At 66.3% G+C, this 18,262-nt stretch carries 11 protein-coding genes and 10 pseudogenes; 15 read left to right on the top strand and 6 right to left on the bottom strand.

Annotation, left to right across the window (positions count from 1 at the left end; translation table 11 throughout):
• The first annotated feature begins 209 nt into the window (after positions 1-209).
• Positions 210-1,781: an IS1634 family transposase gene (locus ACUP6Y_RS22465; RefSeq protein WP_462553211.1), complete on the top strand. Its 1,572-nt coding sequence runs from the start codon at positions 210-212 to the stop codon at positions 1,779-1,781.
• On the opposite strand, the pseudogene ACUP6Y_RS22460 reads toward ACUP6Y_RS22465, so the two are convergent.
• From ACUP6Y_RS22460 to ACUP6Y_RS22450, 3 genes and pseudogenes are all read right to left on the bottom strand, one after another.
• Positions 1,761-2,168: pseudogene (locus ACUP6Y_RS22460) on the bottom strand (hypothetical protein); the annotation flags it as partial. The gene ACUP6Y_RS22465 and the pseudogene ACUP6Y_RS22460 sit on opposite strands and share 21 nt — an antisense overlap.
• Positions 2,159-2,908: pseudogene (locus ACUP6Y_RS22455) on the bottom strand (helix-turn-helix domain-containing protein); the annotation flags it as partial. The pseudogenes ACUP6Y_RS22455 and ACUP6Y_RS22460, both read right to left, overlap by 10 nt.
• Before the next feature lie 105 nt (positions 2,909-3,013).
• Entirely contained in the window at positions 3,014-3,472 is a 459-nt protein-coding gene (locus tag ACUP6Y_RS22450) for a nuclear transport factor 2 family protein (protein WP_462553210.1), read from the bottom strand.
• A 459-nt stretch (positions 3,473-3,931) separates the two neighbouring features.
• Here ACUP6Y_RS22450 and ACUP6Y_RS22445 point away from each other — a divergent pair, with 459 nt between their 5' ends.
• Positions 3,932-4,534, top strand: coding sequence for a cupin domain-containing protein (locus tag ACUP6Y_RS22445; protein WP_462553209.1), 603 nt, complete (start codon positions 3,932-3,934; stop codon positions 4,532-4,534).
• A 72-nt stretch (positions 4,535-4,606) separates the two neighbouring features.
• Here ACUP6Y_RS22445 and ACUP6Y_RS22440 read toward each other — a convergent pair whose 3' ends face one another.
• Entirely contained in the window at positions 4,607-4,804 is a 198-nt protein-coding gene (locus ACUP6Y_RS22440) for a ferredoxin (RefSeq protein ID WP_462553208.1), read from the bottom strand.
• Positions 4,805-5,042: 238 nt separating this feature from the next.
• Here ACUP6Y_RS22440 and ACUP6Y_RS22435 point away from each other — a divergent pair, with 238 nt between their 5' ends.
• The 3 genes and pseudogenes from ACUP6Y_RS22435 to ACUP6Y_RS22425 all read left to right on the top strand — a co-directional run.
• Positions 5,043-5,276, top strand: a complete 234-nt coding sequence (locus tag ACUP6Y_RS22435) for a hypothetical protein (protein WP_462553207.1) — start codon at positions 5,043-5,045, stop codon at positions 5,274-5,276.
• 70 nt (positions 5,277-5,346) lie between these two features.
• Positions 5,347-5,694, top strand: a pseudogene (locus tag ACUP6Y_RS22430) (transposase); the annotation flags it as partial.
• Between the two features lie 114 nt (positions 5,695-5,808).
• Positions 5,809-6,318 (top strand): annotated as a pseudogene (locus ACUP6Y_RS22425) (helix-turn-helix domain-containing protein); the annotation flags it as partial.
• Between the two features lie 16 nt (positions 6,319-6,334).
• Here ACUP6Y_RS22425 and ACUP6Y_RS22420 read toward each other — a convergent pair.
• On the bottom strand, positions 6,335-7,180 hold the full coding sequence (locus tag ACUP6Y_RS22420; RefSeq protein ID WP_462553709.1) for an IS5 family transposase: 846 nt from the start codon (positions 7,178-7,180) through the stop codon (positions 6,335-6,337).
• A 273-nt stretch (positions 7,181-7,453) separates the two neighbouring features.
• Positions 7,454-8,959 carry an IS1380 family transposase gene (locus tag ACUP6Y_RS22415; RefSeq protein WP_462552199.1) on the bottom strand — a complete coding sequence of 502 codons (1,506 nt, stop codon included), beginning with the start codon at positions 8,957-8,959 and terminating at the stop codon, positions 7,454-7,456.
• 131 nt (positions 8,960-9,090) lie between these two features.
• Between ACUP6Y_RS22415 and ACUP6Y_RS22410 the strand changes: the two are divergent.
• The 10 genes and pseudogenes from ACUP6Y_RS22410 to ACUP6Y_RS22365 all read left to right on the top strand — a co-directional run.
• Positions 9,091-9,870 (top strand): annotated as a pseudogene (locus tag ACUP6Y_RS22410) (ISL3 family transposase); the annotation flags it as partial.
• Between the two features lie 32 nt (positions 9,871-9,902).
• A pseudogene (locus tag ACUP6Y_RS22405) lies at positions 9,903-10,556 on the top strand (IS3 family transposase); the annotation flags it as partial.
• A 39-nt stretch (positions 10,557-10,595) separates the two neighbouring features.
• Positions 10,596-11,810 carry an IS4 family transposase gene (locus tag ACUP6Y_RS22400; RefSeq protein WP_462551601.1) on the top strand — a complete coding sequence of 405 codons (1,215 nt, stop codon included), beginning with the start codon at positions 10,596-10,598 and terminating at the stop codon, positions 11,808-11,810.
• Positions 11,811-12,021: 211 nt separating this feature from the next.
• Positions 12,022-12,294 (top strand): annotated as a pseudogene (locus ACUP6Y_RS22395) (integrase core domain-containing protein); the annotation flags it as partial.
• 655 nt (positions 12,295-12,949) lie between these two features.
• Complete coding sequence (locus ACUP6Y_RS22390; RefSeq protein ID WP_462553206.1) at positions 12,950-13,897, top strand: aldo/keto reductase; 948 nt, start codon at positions 12,950-12,952, stop codon at positions 13,895-13,897.
• A 71-nt stretch (positions 13,898-13,968) separates the two neighbouring features.
• Positions 13,969-14,194: pseudogene (locus tag ACUP6Y_RS22385) on the top strand (transposase); the annotation flags it as partial.
• A 74-nt stretch (positions 14,195-14,268) separates the two neighbouring features.
• The gene (locus ACUP6Y_RS22380) at positions 14,269-15,021 is read left to right on the top strand and encodes an SDR family NAD(P)-dependent oxidoreductase (RefSeq protein ID WP_462556806.1); all 753 of its coding nucleotides are present in this window, start codon (positions 14,269-14,271) and stop codon (positions 15,019-15,021) included.
• 490 nt (positions 15,022-15,511) lie between these two features.
• Positions 15,512-16,993: an IS1380 family transposase gene (locus tag ACUP6Y_RS22375; RefSeq protein ID WP_462556803.1), complete on the top strand. Its 1,482-nt coding sequence runs from the start codon at positions 15,512-15,514 to the stop codon at positions 16,991-16,993.
• 188 nt (positions 16,994-17,181) lie between these two features.
• Positions 17,182-17,669, top strand: a pseudogene (locus ACUP6Y_RS22370) (transposase).
• Positions 17,586-18,034 (top strand): annotated as a pseudogene (locus tag ACUP6Y_RS22365) (transposase); the annotation flags it as partial. The pseudogenes ACUP6Y_RS22370 and ACUP6Y_RS22365, both read left to right, overlap by 84 nt.
• Positions 18,035-18,262 lie beyond the last annotated feature (228 nt).

Genomic DNA, 18,262 nt, shown 5'->3' with positions numbered 1-18,262 from the left:
GGTCGTTCCTTGCACGACGTATAGCGACTCCTCGAACTCTGGTGGGACGTCGTTGAGGTAGCCGTGCAGGCGTTGCGTGTTGTGCCAGTGGACCCACGACCTGACTCGTGCCATTTGATCGAGATTCGGTGATCTCGTTGGGATCTGTGCAGGTCAGGGCGTTGCGGCGTCGCTGATTGACACACCCCGGTCCTCGGTAGGGTCGGCTGGTGGTGTTCGTGCGGAAGGTTCCGGGCCGCTCGGGCAGCACGAAGGTTCAGCTTGCGGAGCGCCGCGGTGGACGCGACGTCGTGGTGGCACATGTGGGGACGGCCCGGACCGACGCGGAGTTGAAGCTGTTGATGGCTGCGGCCAGTCGGCGTCTGCATGAGGGCCAAGAGGCCCTCGACCTTGACGGTGTCGGGCTTGAGGATGAGGGCGTGCCACAGCGCCCCGGCCTCATTACGAGCAAGCGCTCGGCCCTGTTGTGGCAGGTCTTGACCGAGGCGTACACGCGGCTGGGGTTCGACGTCATCGGCGATGAAGCCTTCGCCCAGTTGGTGTTCGCGCGGATCATCGAGCCGACTTCGAAGGCAGACTCGGTGCGTGTCCTTCGCGAGGTCGGCGTCGATGCTGTCGGTCTGCGCACGATGTTCCGGTCGCTGCAGCGAGCCCAGGAGCGTGACTACCGCGGTCAGATCGCCGAGGCCTGCTTCGACCACGCCCTGACCGCCGGGGACGTGAGTCTGGTTCTCTACGACGTCACCACGCTCTACTTCGAAGCAGAGAAGGAAGACGAGCTCCGCAAGGTCGGCTACTCCAAAGAGCGTCGCGTGGATCCACAGATCGTGGTCGGGCTCCTGGTCGACCGGCACGGGTTCCCGCTCGAGATCGGCTGCTTCGAGGGCAACAAGGCCGAGACACTCACGATCTTGCCCGTGGTGAAGCAGTTCCAAGACAGGCACGGCATCGCGGACATGGTCGTCGTCGCTGATGCCGGGATGCTCTCGTCGTCGAACCTGCGCGAGCTCGACGATGCCGGCCTTCGCTTCATCGTCGGCTCCCGCGTCACGAAGGCACCGAAGGATCTGGAGTCCCACTTCCGGTGGCACGGCACCGCCTTCATCGACGGGCAGATCATCGACACCATCACCCCACGCGACCAACGCGGCACAGCAGTGAAGGCGTCGGATCCGAAGCGGAAGGCTGAACCGGTGTGGGATCCGGCCGTGCACGCGAAGTCCTGGCGAGCTGTGTGGGCCTACTCGACCAAGCGAGCTGTCCGGGACGGCAAGACGCTCACCTTGCAGGAGAACAAGGCCCGTGCTGTCGTGGCCGGGGAGAAGGCCGCCCGGACACCACGGTTCGTGAAGACCCGCAATGGAGCCAACGAGGTCGACGAGGCTTCACTGGCCCGGGCTCGTGGCCTGGTCGGATTGAAGGGCTACGTCACCAACATCGAGGCTGCGTTGATGCCCGCCGGCGAGGTCATCGGGAGCTACCACGACCTGTGGCACGTCGAGCAGTCGTTCCGGATGTCGAAGACCGACCTCGCCGCAAGACCCATGTTCCACCACACCCGCGATGCGATCGAGGCCCACCTCACCATCGTGTTCGCCGCACTCGCGATCGCTCGCTACCTGCAGAACGCGACAGGGCTGAGCATCAAGAAGATCATCCAGACCCTGCGACCGATCCAGCAGATCAGCGTCCGCATCGCCGGCCACGACCACGTCGCAGCCGACCCCCTCACGCCGACCGCCGCCACGATCCTGACCGCGCTACAGATCCACCCTCACTGACACACCCCGGTGGCACGAGTCACGAGGGTTGGTCGTTCCTTGCACGACGTATAGCGACTCCTCGAACTCTGGTGGGACGTCGTTGAGGTAGCCGTGCAGGCGTTGCGTGTTGTGCCAGTGGACCCACGACAGAGTCGCGAGCTCGACGTCTTCGACGCTTGGGCGCCGGCCGGCCGTCGAGGGCAAGCCCGCGGATGAGCTCGGCCTTGTAGTAGCCGTCCACGGTCTCGGCCAGGGCGTCGTCATATGAGGCAGCGACGGTTCTATCGAGGGGATTGCGCCAATCTCAGCGAGTGGTTCGCCGTAGCGAGGTCGAGGTGAACTGCGCCCCCACGTCCGAGTAGCATCGCAACCCGTTAGCTGGGTACCTCGCAACCAGCGGCCAACTCGGCGCTGATTCCGCGCAACGACCACTTGCAGGCCCACGCGGTGTCGGTCATCAGCTCCTCGATCCGATCGATGCCGTGAGCCGCGAAGTACGCCGCAGCCCGGGCGACGAACGCCGCGCAGGTCGCACCCCGCTCGTCGGCCAGGGCTTCGCAGTAGGCGAGCCGGGTGTGGTCATCGACGAGCGAGTGGACATAGTCGAAGCCGACCCGGGTGGACCGGTCACGCATGATCGAGCCGCTCGCACGTCCGTGGGCCCGCCAGCCCCACCTGGTGGGATCTTGCCGAGCTTCTTGACGTCCATGTGGACCAGCTCGCCCGGCCGGCTGCGCTCGCAGCGGACCGCAGTGACCTTGCTCGACCGGATCACCTCTCCGGTGATCGGGTCCAACGCAGCCAAGGGCGGCACCCGGTGTCGGGCCAAGATCCGCGAGACCGTCCGCGCCGGCACCCCGCTCTGCTCACTGATCTCCTCGCGGCCACAACGCCGCTCACCGCGGATCGCCAGCACCCGCTGCTCGGCCGCGGCACTGGTCCGTGTCGGGGTCGTGTGCGGCCGCGACGACCTGGTCACCAACCCCCTGCCTCACCTTCGGCGGCGAAGCGGTCGATCCAGGTCTTCACACACTTACGCGAGACACCCATCGCAGTCGCGATATGAGCCTGGGGCCACCCGCCCGATGACGCTGAACGATCAGCAGCCGTCCATACAACGTGGTGCGAGCACTACCGTAGGACATGAGAACCTCCGGTCGGATGTGGGCCTTAGACAAGCCACACCCGAACTGGGGGTTCTCCTCATGTCAAGACATTCCCGCTGCTACCCACGTCCTGGCCGGGTAGACCTAGGTGCCGAAGGCGGGCCGTACCACCGTCTCCGTCCACTCCTCCCGCAAACGCGAGATCGCGTACCGCGAGATGCGCCAGCCATCGGGGGTTCGCTGATAGGTCTCCTTGTAGTGCCCATAGCCGTGGACGGTCTTTCCGGAGGCAAAGCCGACGTAGTCCTCTAGGGCCCAGATCCCGGTCGCGGTGTCGCCCTCAATGGAGATCTCAGGCATGTGTGCGTGATGTACGGACCACGAGCCCTCCAGGGCCCCCTTGGCTCGTTCCAGCCACCCAGCAGTGCCTTGGCTCGTCACTCCGGTCAGGGAGACGAAGGTCGCGTCAGCAAGGAAGACGGATTCGAGGAGGTCCCAATCCCGTGAGTCCACCGCGCGCAGGTAGCGTGCTTTCAACTCAGTGATCGAGATATAGTCCTCAATTCGCTGGATGCGTTCCACAAGGTCCTGCTCCGCTGTCATCTTCTTCCCTTCATGGACGGGGCCACAGCAACAAGTCTTGGCGACGCAAGTACAGCTTCGCTGTGAGAGATTACCCTCAGTGTACTGAGGACTCACGGGAGCACAAGCCCTGCGTGCGTCAACGGTGAGCGGATCTTCGTGGCGGCGGACCGCCACCGAGGTCAGATCGACTTGGTGTCACAGTTTCGATTCGGAGCATGCGTCGGCGCTCCGCTGGCCTCGAGGAATGGAGAATGGGCGAGGTCCGCGCTCGGTGCGGCGGTCACTGTTCCGGGCGCGAGTGCACCGCACCAGCGGATCGAGACGTCGCCCTTGATCGTCACCCGCTCGATCCGGCGTGGCCCGAATTGCTCAGTGTACGGAAATGATAGTGTCGGGCGGTTGACCCCGTCAACGAGCCCGACGGGCCGGCCAACCTGCGAGATCGACATTCCCTTCATGAATCGTGCGGAGGCTCGAGTGAACCAGGGCTATGAGCGCGGGTGGCGCCGCTACACGTTCGACGAGGTCGCGGTCAACCCCGCGCATGCTCACGGCGCCGATGTCGAGGTCCGCGCAGGGGCGGCCTTCAACCGCGGTCCAGGAGATCTGCACGTCAGCTTCGTGGAGATCCCTGCCCGTCACACCGGCGACGCGATCGGGCTCCACATCCATCGTGACGTCCCTACGGGTAGCGATGTGGAGGAGTGGTACATCGTGGTGGAGGGCGAGTGCGTGATGTCCTTCACCACCGGCGAGGAGGTCCGCCTGGGCCCCGGAGACCTGGTGACGACCTACCCAGGGACAGGGCACGCGCTCCGCGTCCTGGGCGATCAGCCGGTACGGATCATCGCTGTGGTGCCGCATGCTTTTCGCACAGACCGCCCTGCCGCTCTGTACGACACCCTGCCCGACGAGTTCCGGCCGCAGATCCGGGTACTGGCGTGCGACCCGGTCAGCATGGTGCCCCAGGAGGCCTGTTGCGTGATCTGCGGCTCGCTCTGGAGTACGGATCAGCAGGACAGCCGCTCTCGCACTCTGCCGGAGTGGGCGAGAAGCCACGCCTGCCGCTCCAGGCAGTGACCGTCCTGGATCACCTGTGGGCGACAGCCGGGCGGGGCATTTCGCCCAATGGTCACCTGGCGGCGAAACGCTTCAGACCGACGACAGGCGGATGGCGCCCGAGGGGCACATCTCCATGGCTTCCTCGACCCGAGCGCCCCTGAACTCCGGCGGAGACGGGTCGAGAAGCAGCATCGTGCCATCCTCGACCGACTGCGTGAACACAGCAGAGGCTGTCAGAACGTAGTGTCCGGCCCCGACACACACCTCTGGGTCAGCAGTGAGCTTCACTGTCGCCAGTCTCTGCCCTGGTCGCGGACCACCAGCACTCGTTCAGTGTGCGAACGAATCTAGGCTGGCCGTATCAGCCGGCGGCTTGCAGGTGCGGGCCAGACGGGCCGCGGTGGTTCTGACGGGTCGGTTCACTTCCGCACTGGATGCAGGAATGGGGTGCGTTCGGTGAGGTGGTCATCCGGCCACGGTGATCCAGTCTGCCGGTGCTGGCTCGGGTGAGTGTGCGGGGTGGGTCGTGACCGCATCGGCAACGTCTGAAGCGGGCGTCGAGCTGCCGGTGGGTCCGGCGATCCTCTTCTGCCCGGCCGATTGGCCGGACCGCTACGGGGAGGCGCTCGAGCGCGCCGACACCGTGATCATCGACCCCGTCCCGGCGGGAGTGGAGCTGGGGTACTCCGGTAGGCGCGACTGGATCGGTATGACGATCGTCTGCCTGAAGGAGACGCCGATGCAGGCGATGGGGGCCTGACCCCGGATCTTGGACACGCCGAATCCCGCACCCGTGAGGGTGGCGGGGAGAGCGAGATGATCCGAGAATCATGGCCAGGAAGAACTACTCCGAGGAGTTCCGTCGTCAGGCCGTCGACTTGTACGAGTCCACCCCGGGGGCCACGGTCCGCGGCATCGCCGAGGACCTGGGCATCGTGCGGGGCACGCTGCGCGGGTGGCTCGAGGTGTACGGGACCGGCAAGAAGACCGCTGCTGACGGGACGTTGACCTCCAGCCCGTTGCAGTCCAAGCCCACCAGCAAGACGACCTCGGGCCCGGGTGAGGAGTCGCCCGATCAGGAGCTGGCTCGGCTCCGCGCCCGGGTCGCCGAACTCGAGGTCGAGACCACCAAGCTGGCCACCGAGCGGGAGATTCTCCAGCGGGCGGCGAAGTATTTCGGGCTCTCCTGACTCTTCCGTGGGTGGTTTGAGCGCGCCTGAGAACTGAACACGCCGTTCCCTGCCTAGGTTTCTGAGCTGTCGAAGAACAGGAACCACTGAGCGGAGAACGGCGTGCGGAACGCCAGCCTATGGCGCGCCCTTCTGGGGGTCGAGAAGACGGTCATCGAGAGCATCGAGTTCGATGAGGACGAGGGCGTCGTGGTGGCCGCGGTGCGGCCCACCCGGCGGTCAGCAGGCAGATGCGGACGGTGCGGTCGCCGTTCGCCCTGGTACGACCGCGGCGAGGGTCGCCGGCGCTGGCGGGCGCTCGACCTGGGCACGATCCGAGTGTGGCTCGAGGCCGATGCGCCGCGGGTTAACTGCCGCACACACGGCCCCACGGTCCGGGCTGTCCCGTGGGCTCGTCACGGCGCGGGACATACCCGTGCCTTCGACCAACAGGCGGCGTGGCTGGCGACCAGGTGCTCCAAGACCGCGGTGGTCGAGTTGATGCGGGTCGCGTGGCGCACCGTCGGCTCGATCGTGGACCGGGTGTGGGCCGATGCGTCGGCAGAGGTCGACCTGTTCGCCGGGCTGCGTCGGATCGGGATCGACGAGATCTCCTACAAGCGCGGCCATAAGAGGTTCCGCCAATAGGTCATGGTTGTCGTGCTGGTCGACCGTCCCAGCGGTGGGTGATCCAGGCCTGGCGGACGAGTCGTCGGATGATGATCGCGGCGTTGGCCAGCGCGATGAAGGCCTCGATCACCTGGGTGCGACGCTCGGTGCAGATGGCGAGCTTCTTGAACCCGCGGTTGTGCCAGGAGTTGGTCCGCTCCACGACCCACCGGGCACCGGCTTGGAGCGGGAAGCCCTTCTTACTGATCACGCCCTCGCAGCCGAGCTCGTCGAGCAGGTCGCGGGTCTTGCGGCTGTCGTAGCCAGCGTCGAGGTGGACCGTGATGTCGTCGGGCAGCCCATCACCGAAACCCAGGTCGAAGCGGCCCAGGTGCTCCAAGGTGGGGCGCAGGAGCGGTGAGTCGTTGCGGTGCGCGCCCGCGACGACACACCCCAGCGGGATGCCGGCAGCTTCCACCAACAGGGACCGCTTGGTTCCCTGTTTCCCGCGATCTACCGGGGATCTGCCCGCTGCCTCGCCACCACAGGGAGCCTTCACGATGCACCCGTCGACCGTGACATCGCAGAGGTCCAGACCGACGATCTGGTCGTAGGCGTCCAGACAGATCTGCTCCAGCGTCTTGAAGATCCCGACCTCGATCCACTCATCACGGCGCCGACGGATCGTGGTGGCCGAGCACGTGGTGTCGGCGATGCGGTCGTAGGCGGCGCCGAGCACCGCGATCTGGACCAGCTTGTCGAACACAACCCGGTCCGCGATACGCGGTCGGTGACACCCAAGGGGATGAGCGTCGATGGGTTCAGGGATCAGCGCGGCGAACTGGTCCCACAGCGGTTCGATGATGAAAGATGGCAGGGCAGGCACGAGCACCTCGGGGAAGAGAAGTGGCGTCAGACACCCCTTCTGTTACCGAGGCTCGTGCCTGTCCTGCGTGACCGACACGCCCTCACCGCTCAATACCTATTGGCGGAACCTCTAAGCCTCGATCCGTGGATCGACTCGGCGGGTGAGTCGGGGTAGGTGGTGGCTGACGCGGTTGGGTTGGGCGGCGGCAGTTGGGCAGGGGTGTGGTGCTGGTCTGCCCAGCTCTTCCACTGTCGGGGTTCCTCGGGTCGTGCCTTGCGGCTGGTGGATCGCTCAGGTGGTGATCGGTGGTCCGTGGGCGGTGTCGAAGACGCGGTCCCATGTCTGGAGCCAGCGCTCGGCCCAGGGCCAATGTGCGGGCAGGTGCAGGACGGGGCGGCGCTGCGGCCTGGTTAGGCGAGCTGGGACGTTGATGATCTGACGCCGCAGGGTCGTGCCTCGAGCGGGGATCGGGATGTTCTGTCCAGCGGTGTTGCGGGTGCGTGGGGCCAGGGTGTCGGTCGCGCGGAGCAGGTTGTAGGCCATGGCCGCGCACAGGGTCCAGGCGTGGTTCGCGGCGAACCTGCCTGAGGGCATGTGCGCGAACGGTCCGTCGATCAGGTCAGCGAAGACGGTCTCGATGACCGCGTGACGACGGTGGGTGATGTCCGCGGCCGTCACGGGCTCGGTGTTGTTGGTGAAGAACGGGTGATGCCGCCAGAGCGGGAACAACTCCTCGAGGCCGGCATCGAGGTTGGTCTTGTCGCGCACCCGCCGCACGATGAGCCGTGCGGTGACCGGGTTGTTCTGTGCGAACGCGGTGTAGGAGGTCTCGGCGACCTCGGCATCGGAGATCAGCTCACCGGTGTCGGGATCGGCCACGGCGCCGGGATAGTGCACCGGTTGCCACGCATCGTCGGGGATCCGGGAGATCGCGGCGGCAACAGCGTCGTTGTGTCTGAGCACGACCGAGAACTCCACACCGGCGTTGATGCAGGCGTTGACCACGGCACTGCTGCCGTACGCGGAGTCGCCCCGCACCAGAATCTTCCCGGTGCTCGTTCCGGTGCTCGTTCCGGTGCTCGTTCCGGTGCTCGTTCCGGTGCTCGTTCCGGTGCTCGTTCCGGCGCCGCAGGCGCGGGCAGTCCGGATCGCTTCTTCGACCATGGATGCGGCTGCTTTGCCCGATCCTGCTTTCCCGGCTCGTAGCCGTACACCGGCCACGACAGGAGCGCTGGTGGGGGTGCTGATCGTGGTGACCAGCGGCGAGAGACCCTTGCGGAGCAACGCGCGGCCCGCGATCTTGGCATGGCCGTAACTCGCTCCTTGCTTCTGGTAGCCGTAGACCGGGCGCAACAGCGAGTCGATGTCGATGAACGCCTGCTCACCGACCCCGTCCAGCAGCTCGGTGGACGCGACCAGGTTCACCAGGTGCGAGCGCGCGACCGAGGCGAGTTGGGAGACATGTCCGTGGGTGAACGAGCGGAGGAACTGGCCCAGCGTCGCTGGTGCGTAGACCCCGCCGAACAGTTCCTTCATCCCGCCGGCGCGGACGATGTCGAGGTCCTCGATGCACTCGGCGCCCACGGCCATGCCCGCGATGATCGTGGCGATCTTCCCCGCCGGGTTCACCCCAGCCGAGCGGACGAGCGAGGACTTGATCGACACCCGGTCGGCGAGGAGCCCGGAGAGTCCGGACTGCTCGGCCAACGCCATCACCGGCACCAGTCCGGCATGCGACACGAGGTGGTCTTCATCGAAGACCGGCGTGGCTCGGGACCACTCTTGATGTAGTTTCACTTCCAGTGCCTCTTCGGCTCGAGCGACTCGCGACTTCAGCAATCACGATTCTCCCAGCCAGGAGGCACTTTCACGTCCAGGCCCGCCGCAACCCATGTCGCGAACCCCGAGTCGATCCACGGATCGAGGCTAAGTACCTCACCGTGGTGGTCTGCCATGACACCGGCCGGCTGGTGTGGGCCGCGCCGGGGAAGGACCAGGCCACCCTGCGCACGTTCTTCGACGCGCTGGAGGCTTCCGGCGAAGGTCGCTGCGCTGAGATCACCCACGTCTCCGCCGACGGGGCGAGCTGGATCGCCCAGGTCGTCGCCGAACGATGTCCGAACGCCGTGCGCTGCGCGGACCCGTTCCACGTCGTGAAGTGGGCCACCGATGCCCTCGACGAGGTCCGCCGCGAGGCCTGGAACGCTGCTCGCGGCGACGTCCGCGCTCACCGTGCCCGCCGCGCCCACGGCAAGGACGTGCAGGCCACCGGCCACGCCAAGGCGGTCAAGGACTCCCGGTTCGCGTTGTGGAAGAACCCCGAGAACCTCACCACCCGGCAGCGGGCCAAGCTCGCCTGGATCGCCAAGGCCGAGCCCAGGCTGCACCGCGCCTACCTCCTCAAGGAAGCGCTCAGGTTGGTGTTCCAGCTCCCGCCGGACGAGGCGCCGGCTGCCCTCGATGCCTGGATCGGCTGGGCCCGTCGATCCCGCATCCCGATCTTCGTCAAGCTCCAACGCACCGTCATCGATCAGAAGGCCGCGATCCTCGCCGCGATCGAGCACGGACTGTCCAACGGCCTGATCGAGTCGGTCAACACCAAGATCCGGCTCATCACCCGCATGGCCTTCGGGTTCGCCTCACCTGGAGCACTCATCGCCTTGGCGATGCTCAACCTCGGAGGCCACAAGCCAGCCCTCCCCGGTCGGATCTGACCCACGGATCAGTCAGGAGGGCCGTATTTCGCCGGGGAGACGGTCTGGTGAGTCGCTTCCAGTTCGTCGCCGACAACTCCGCCACCTTCGAGGTGAAGCGACTGTGTGAGCTCGTCGAGATCGAGCGTTCGTCGTACTACGCGTGGAAGGCCGGGGCTCCTGCTCGGGCTGAGCGGGCTGCCGCGGACGCCGTGCTGGTCGAGCGGATCCGCGCCGTCCACGACGAAGACAACACTTGCGGGGCACCGCGGATCACCGCCGAGCTCAACGACGGCGCACCGGCCGAGGAGCGGGTCAACCACAAGCGGGTCGCGCGGGTGATGCGGGCCGCGGGGATCGCCGGCTACGTCAAGAAGCGGCGGGTGCGGACCACGATCCCCGAGCAGTCCGATCAGAAGGTCCCCGACCTGCTGAAGCGGGACTTCACCGCCCCCGCGCCCGGGCTCCGCTACGTCGGCGACATCACCTACCTGCCGTTGGCCGACGGGACAAACCTCTACCTGGCCACCGTGATCGACTGCTACAGCCGACGCCTTGCCGGATGGGCGGTCGCCGACCACATGCGCACCAGCCTCGTCGAGGACGCCCTCAACGCAGCCAAGACCACCCGCGGCAGCCTCGCCGGGGCGGTGTTCCACTCCGATCACGGGTCGGTCTACACGAGCAAGGACTACGCCCAATACCGTTCAGTTAAGGTTACGACGGTGTAGTTTGGTGGCATGCCGCGTGCTGGATGGAGGAAGCCGGAGACCGAGCGACGCTTGTCTGATCTGGTGTCGGTGGGGGTGCTGACGCGGGTGTTCCCGCCGGAGTTGGTCGACGATGTGATCGCCAAAGTGGGGCGGACCGAGCGTCGGCATCGGTCGTTGCCGGCGCGGGTGATGGCGTACTTCTCGATCGGGATGGCGCTGTACTCGGAGGGCTCTTATGAGGACGTGCTGGCTCAGTTGACCGATGGTCTTTCGTGGGCCTCGGGCTGGACCGAGGAGTACTCCCCGCCGAGCAAGTCCGCGATCTTCCAGGCCCGGGCCAGGCTGGGCGCTGAACCGCTGAAGGAGTTGTTCGAGCGGGTTGCCAAGCCGATCGGCACCGATGAGATGCCAGGAGTCTGGCTCGCCGGTCGGCGGCTGGTTGCGATCGACGGCACGTGTCTCGATGTCGCCGACACGGCAGTCAATGCCGAGCACTTCGGCCGGCCGGGGGTGAACAAGGGCGAGCAGGCAGCCTTCCCCCAGGCTCGCGTGGTCGCGTTGGCCGAGTGTGGCACGCACGCGGTGTTCGCCGCCGAGGTCGGCACCTACTCGACATCCGAGGCCGTCTTTGCTGATCGTCTCGTGGACCGGTTGGCGCCAGGGATGCTGCTGACCGCGGATCGCGGGTTCTTCTCCTACGCCCTGTGGCGCAAGGCAATCGCGACCGGGGCGGACCTGCTGTGGCGGATCCGCACCGACAAATCCGCCCCCAAGCCGGTCCATGTCGAAGACCTGCCCGACGGCTCCTGGCTGGCCGACCTACAACAGACCCACTCCAAGGCCGCGCGGGCTGCGGAGCCGATGCGAGTGCGCGTCATCGACTACACCCTCGACGACGGCCGCGAGAACACCACGTCGTATCGGCTCTTCACCACCATCGTGGACCCGGGCGAGGCGAGCGCGACCGATCTGGCCGCGGCCTACGCGCAACGGTGGGAGATCGAGTCGACCTTCGACGAGCTCAAGACCCACCAACGCGGCCCGAGGACTGTGCTGCGATCCAAGTCGCCGGACCTGGTGCTCCAGGAGATCTGGGGCCACCTGTGCTGCCACTTCGCGATCCGCTCGCTGATGGCCGAAGCCGCCGCACACTCCGGGCATGATCCCGACCGGGTCAGCTTCGTTGCCGCGCTACGGATCACCCGCCAGACCCTCGCCCACCCGGGCGCCTTTCCCCCCTGACCAGCATGGGCGAGACAGTCCCGGCTGGCTGGACTTCCTACGCCGGCTGCTGCGACGACTCAACCCAGAGCGGCGACGACGGGCAGCACCGCGCGTCGTGAAGAGGAAGTACACCAAGTGGCACGTCAAACGCGCCGCCCACGCCACCTGGCCCCAACCCGGCAACACCACAACCATCTCCGTCGCGCGGCTAACTGAACGGTATTGGGACTACGCCCGGCTCTGCAAGAGTCTCGGCGTCACCCAGTCGATGGGCGCTGTCGGCACGTCGGCCGACAACGCGCTCGCGGAGTCGTTCAACGCGACTCTGAAGCGTGAGGTCCTCCAAGACGCCGCCTGCTGGGCTGATGAGGCCAGCTGCCGCCGAGAAGTGTTCCGGTGGATCGTGCGCTACAACACCCGACGCCGACACTCCTGGTGCGGCTACCTGCCACCGTCCACCTACGAGGCCCGCCGGGCCGCTACGCTGCCAACCGCTGCGTAATCAAACCCTGTGTCCAAGATCCGGGGGTAGGGCCGATGGTGAGTACGGCGACGATCAGACGTGGGTCTCTGCCGGAGGGGTGCCCTGTCAGCGCCGCGTCCAACGGGTCCTCGTCTCATGCGTTCACTCTGTGCGCCACCGGTCGGCGCGGGGTCGACGGAGGCATGAGTCACAGCGGATGACGGAGCCATGGCGTCGAGGGATGGACGAACTACGCTGCTCATCATTGACTACCATCAGCATACAGAGTAAATATGCGTTGGCGACGGCGTCCGGCCCAGCCCTGCCGAAGGTGGATGTCCAGGCCGGAGCGGTGAGAGTCTTCGGAGGACCTGGGTGTGACGACGACCGACGACGTGAAGCTGCCGTGCTCGAGCTGGACGAGTGCCGGCGACGCTTCACAGTTGTATCCCAGCTTGCAAGGAACTTCGAGCCATGCCGGTGGACGACGCCCTGGGGCGGGTCTAGGAGACGACGATGGCCTTGCTCGACGGGCCGACGGCCTGAACCGTCCGAAGCGCGTGGACACCACTTACTGGTCGACCGTTCCCGAGGCCGCAGGCAGTGCAATCAATCAGTACACATGTTATCGATCGACCTTATGCTCTGCCGTGATCGGCAGATCGGATCACCCTTCGGAAGGTGGCGTTCCTGAATGTCCGTGAATCTGGCCCAGGTCTGGCTCGGCGGAGACGTGTTCGGCTGGTCGGCCGACGCGCACGAGGCCCTGCAGGTGATGGATGCGGCGTACGAGGGCGGGATCCTGGCGATCGACACCTCGGACGTCTATCCGGCCTGGGCCCACGAGGGTCGGATGGGGGTCTCCGAGGAGATCATCGGCCGTTGGGTGTCCAGTCGTGGAGTCCGTGCCCAGGTGACGATCGGGACCAAGGTCGGCTACTACGCGATGCCGATCGTCGGCGGGATCGGGGCGAACGTGATTCACAGCCAGATCGACAAGTCCCTGCGCCGGCTCCAGACGGATTACGTCGATATCTACTACGCCCACCGCGACGACGGCGGAGACCTGCACGAGACGTTGACGGCCTTCAGCGAACTGATCAAATCTGGGAAGATTCGCTCCTATGGCTTGTCGAATTTCTCTGCCGCACGGATCCGCGAGGCGGTCGAGATCTGCAACCGCGAAGGACTGCCCCGACCGGCCGCGATCCAGACCCGGTACTCGCTGCTGTCGCGCGACTTCGAGTTCGACATCCGGAACGCGGTGAGCGCCGGGGAGTTGGCCGTGATCGGCTACTCGGTCCTGGCCCACGGCTTCCTGACGGGCAAGTATCAGGCCGGGGTCGAAGCCAGCACCGGCCGAGGTGACAACTCGGGCGCGCACTACTTGAACGATCTCCAAGCCTGCGCAGTACTCGAGGTCGTGCGGGAAGTGGCCGCCGCACACGCGGTCTCTCCGGCTGCGGCTGCGATCGCATGGGTGCGCCAACAGCCGACGGTCGCCGCGGCGATGTCGAGTGCGCGCAAGGTCGAACAGCTCGCTCCGATGATCGAGTCCCGCACCGTGGAACTGACTGCCGAAGAGGTAGGACGGCTCGAGCAGGTGTCGCGGAAGAGTCCACCGAGAGTGCGGCTCTGGTAGTCCGGGACGGCGGAGCGGGTGCCGCCACGATGCTGGCGCCGGGAACATCTGCGACGACGTCCGACCCGTGGCCCGACGCCGAGTCGGTCAGCAATTTCTGGGACGAGGTCCGCGTCCAGCTGGCCAAGTCGTTCCCGAAGGTCGGGCGCGTTCACCGCGTTCCCCAAGGCGCACCGGCAGAAGATCTGGTCGACCAACCCGAGCGAGTCAACAAGGAGATCAAGCGGCCGCTCGCGCGTGGTCGGGATCTTCCCCAATCCCGCCGCGGTGATCAGGCTCGTCGGAGCCGCAAGTGCGGCAGAGGTGCCCACGACGATCCCCGACCCCGGGGTGACGACCACGTGAATGACTACACAGGAGGAATTGGAACGATGGATGGAGCTAAGCGCTTCGCCGGCAAGACCGCGATCGTGACTGGTGCCGGCGCTGGAATCGGCCGGGCAACCGCCCTGCGCCTTGGAAGTGAAGGAGCGCGAGTCATCGCAACCGACATTGTCGGCGCGAGGCTCGAGTCGCTCGCCAACGAGTGGGCCGACGACTCTCTAGTCACGGTTGCCGGCGACGCCTGTGACAGCGAAGTGGTTGCTGCGGTAGTGGCGCACGCACATGGGCGGATCGATCTACTCGCCAACGTGGCCGGCATCGCGGACAACTGCCAACCGGTGGCCGAGACCGATGACCTGCTCTGGGATCGAGTAATCGACGTCAACCTGACCGCGCCGTTCAGGCTCACCCGGGCGGTTCTTCCAATGATGCTTGAAGCAGGGACGGGCGCAATTGTCATGGTCTCCTCGGTAGCGGGGCTACGTGGCTCCGCGGCCGGAGCGGCATATACGGCTTCAAAGCACGCCCTCATTGGGCTCACACGCAATCTTGCTTTCGTTTACTCGCCGCTCGGGATCCGAGCCAACGCGGTCTGCCCAGGGCCTGTCGACTCCAGCATCGAATTCACATGGCAGTCGAAGTTGGCGAAGGATCGATTCGAGTCGGTCTGGCCTGTGGTCATGCCACCGTCCGTGCCGGCCAGCCGGATCGCTTCCTGCATCGCCTGGCTGGGAAGCGACGATTCAGCGAATGTGACCGGCGCGATCTTGCCAAGCGATGGCGGCTGGACCGTCATGTGAACGCGGGCGGAGCCGAAAGGCGCCTCGCCGTCGATTCCAAGCCACCGATCCACGCCTGGTATATCCGGCCACCGTCGCCCCTCCGCAAGAGCTCTCACCCACACACCCACTAGCGATGGAGGGGCGACATGGACTTCGAGGAGAGGAGAGTCCCGTGGAGTGGTGGGGATTGAGGACCGGTGTGGTGGCGTGAAGTAGGGGGCCATCGGGGGGATCTTCGGTGTGAAACGACCAAGTCACGCACTGAAGGAGAACCACCGATGGCCTTGTCCCAGTCTGCCCGTGTCCGAGCTCCTCGAGGCGTTCCGCACCGGCGATGGCGTAGACATGATCCGCGAGTCGGTCCGCACCGTGCTCTAAGCCTCGATCCGTGGATCGACTCGGGGTTCGCGACATGGGTTGCGGCGGGCCTGGACGTGAAAGTGCCTCCTGGCCGGGAGAATCGTGATTGCTGAAGTCGCGAGTCGCTCGAGCCGAAGAGGCACTGGAAGTGAAACTACATCAAGAGTGGTCCCGAGCCACGCCGGTCTTCGATGAAGACCACCTCGTGTCGCATGCCGGACTGGTGCCGGTGATGGCGTTGGCCGAGCAGGCCGGACTCTCCGGGCTCCTCGCCGACCGGGTGTCGATCAAGTCCTCGCTCGTCCGCTCGGCTGGGGTGAACCCGGCGGGGAAGATCGCCACGATCATCGCGGGCATGGCCGTGGGCGCCGAGTGCATCGAGGACCTCGACATCGTCCGCGCCGGCGGGATGAAGGAACTGTTCGGCGGGGTCTACGCACCAGCGACGCTGGGCCAGTTCCTCCGCTCGTTCACCCACGGACATGTCTCCCAACTCGCCTCGGTCGCGCGCTCGCACCTGGTGAACCTGGTCGCGTCCACCGAGCTGCTGGACGGGGTCGGTGAGCAGGCGTTCATCGACATCGACTCGCTGTTGCGCCCGGTCTACGGCTACCAGAAGCAAGGAGCGAGTTACGGCCATGCCAAGATCGCGGGCCGCGCGTTGCTCCGCAAGGGTCTCTCGCCGCTGGTCACCACGATCAGCACCCCCACCAGCGCTCCTGTCGTGGCCGGTGTACGGCTACGAGCCGGGAAAGCAGGATCGGGCAAAGCAGCCGCATCCATGGTCGAAGAAGCGATCCGGACTGCCCGCGCCTGCGGCGCCGGAACGAGCACCGGAACGAGCACCGGAACGAGCACCGGAACGAGCACCGGGAAGATTCTGGTGCGGGGCGACTCCGCGTACGGCAGCAGTGCCGTGGTCAACGCCTGCATCAACGCCGGTGTGGAGTTCTCGGTCGTGCTCAGACACAACGACGCTGTTGCCGCCGCGATCTCCCGGATCCCCGACGATGCGTGGCAACCGGTGCACTATCCCGGCGCCGTGGCCGATCCCGACACCGGTGAGCTGATCTCCGATGCCGAGGTCGCCGAGACCTCCTACACCGCGTTCGCACAGAACAACCCGGTCACCGCACGGCTCATCGTGCGGCGGGTGCGCGACAAGACCAACCTCGATGCCGGCCTCGAGGAGTTGTTCCCGCTCTGGCGGCATCACCCGTTCTTCACCAACAACACCGAGCCCGTGACGGCCGCGGACATCACCCACCGTCGTCACGCGGTCATCGAGACCGTCTTCGCTGACCTGATCGACGGACCGTTCGCGCACATGCCCTCAGGCAGGTTCGCCGCGAACCACGCCTGGACCCTGTGCGCGGCCATGGCCTACAACCTGCTCCGCGCGACCGACACCCTGGCCCCACGCACCCGCAACACCGCTGGACAGAACATCCCGATCCCCGCTCGAGGCACGACCCTGCGGCGTCAGATCATCAACGTCCCAGCTCGCCTAACCAGGCCGCAGCGCCGCCCCGTCCTGCACCTGCCCGCACATTGGCCCTGGGCCGAGCGCTGGCTCCAGACATGGGACCGCGTCTTCGACACCGCCCACGGACCACCGATCACCACCTGAGCGATCCACCAGCCGCAAGGCACGACCCGAGGAACCCCGACAGTGGAAGAGCTGGGCAGACCAGCACCACACCCCTGCCCAACTGCCGCCGCCCAACCCAACCGCGTCAGCCACCACCTACCCCGACTCACCCGCCGAGTCGATCCACGGATCGAGGCTAAGAGCTCGTCGAGTTCGAAGCCGCCGGGGTGATCGGTGCCGAGCGCTACGAACGCACCGAGGACCGCGTCACCGATCGCAACGGCACGCGACCCGAGCTGTTGGTCACCAGGGCCGGCGACATCGAAGTGAGGATTCTCAAGCTCCGCAAGGGCTCCTACTTCCCGTCCATCCTGGAGCCCCGGCGCCGTATCGACCAGGGTTGTACGCGGTGGTGATGGAGGCCTATGTCCACGGCATCTCGTCCAGGAGCGTGGACGACCTGGTGGCCGCGTTGGGCGCTGACAGCGGGAGCAGCAAGTCCGAGGTATCCCGGATCTGCGAGCAGCTTGATGAGGTCGTCGGCGCGTTCGGGACCCGGCCGTTGGACCACAGGCGCTCAAGCGGTCCTGCCAGGGCTCCGCGCACCAACGCTGTCGGGTCCACTTCGGTCGTAACCTGCGCGCCCACGTCCCGAAGTCCCACGCCAACATGGTCGCCGCGGTGTTCCGCACCGTCTTCGCCCAACCCGACCTGAAAGCAGTCAACGCAGCGTGGGACGAGGTCCGCGACCAGCTCACCGCCTCGTTCCCGAAGGTCGGGCCGCTGATGGACGACGCGAAGGCCGAGGTCCTCGCGTTCACCGGCTTTCCCAAGGCCCACTGGCGCAAGATGGTCGACCAACCCCCTCGAGCGGGTCAACACGGAGACAAGCGCCGCAGCCGTGTGGTCGGGATCTTCCCCAACGCCGCGGCCGTGATCAGGCTCGTCGGCGCGGTCCTGATCGACATGCACGACGAATGGATCGCGGGCGACCGCCGCTACCTATCCGAGGAGTCCATGGCGCTGCTCAACACCACCATGGATACTGGAGATCATGCCGCCATCGAGAGGGGCGAGTAGGGCACCGAGGACCACCTCATAGCCCACCACCCCGCGGGACTCTGTCGAGGGGGGTCATGGTCGGGTCCCACCAAGGACGATTCCCATCGTAATGAGACCGACGACCATCAACTCGGCGGCGAACATGGCAAGGACACTCAAGGTCAGAGCCACACGGGCACGCGCCATGCGTCTTGGCTCGTCGTCGTCGTTAGGTCGTCGACGACAGGTCGGCGAGCCTAGGACGAC

This window comes from Nocardioides sp. S5-5 (assembly GCF_054954065.1).
This window is presented reverse-complemented; position numbering and strand designations above follow the sequence as displayed.

What these genes read in the sequence shown, in the direction of transcription:
- ACUP6Y_RS22450 (WP_462553210.1), bottom strand. Translation starts at nt 3,472, where the DNA reads ATGACAGCGGAGCAGGACCTTGTGGAACGCATCCAGCGAATTGAGGAC.
- ACUP6Y_RS22390 (WP_462553206.1), top strand. Translation starts at nt 12,950, where the DNA reads ATGTCCGTGAATCTGGCCCAGGTCTGGCTCGGCGGAGACGTGTTCGGC.
- ACUP6Y_RS22400 (WP_462551601.1), top strand. Translation starts at nt 10,596, where the DNA reads ATGCCGCGTGCTGGATGGAGGAAGCCGGAGACCGAGCGACGCTTGTCT.
- ACUP6Y_RS22380 (WP_462556806.1), top strand. Translation starts at nt 14,269, where the DNA reads ATGGATGGAGCTAAGCGCTTCGCCGGCAAGACCGCGATCGTGACTGGT.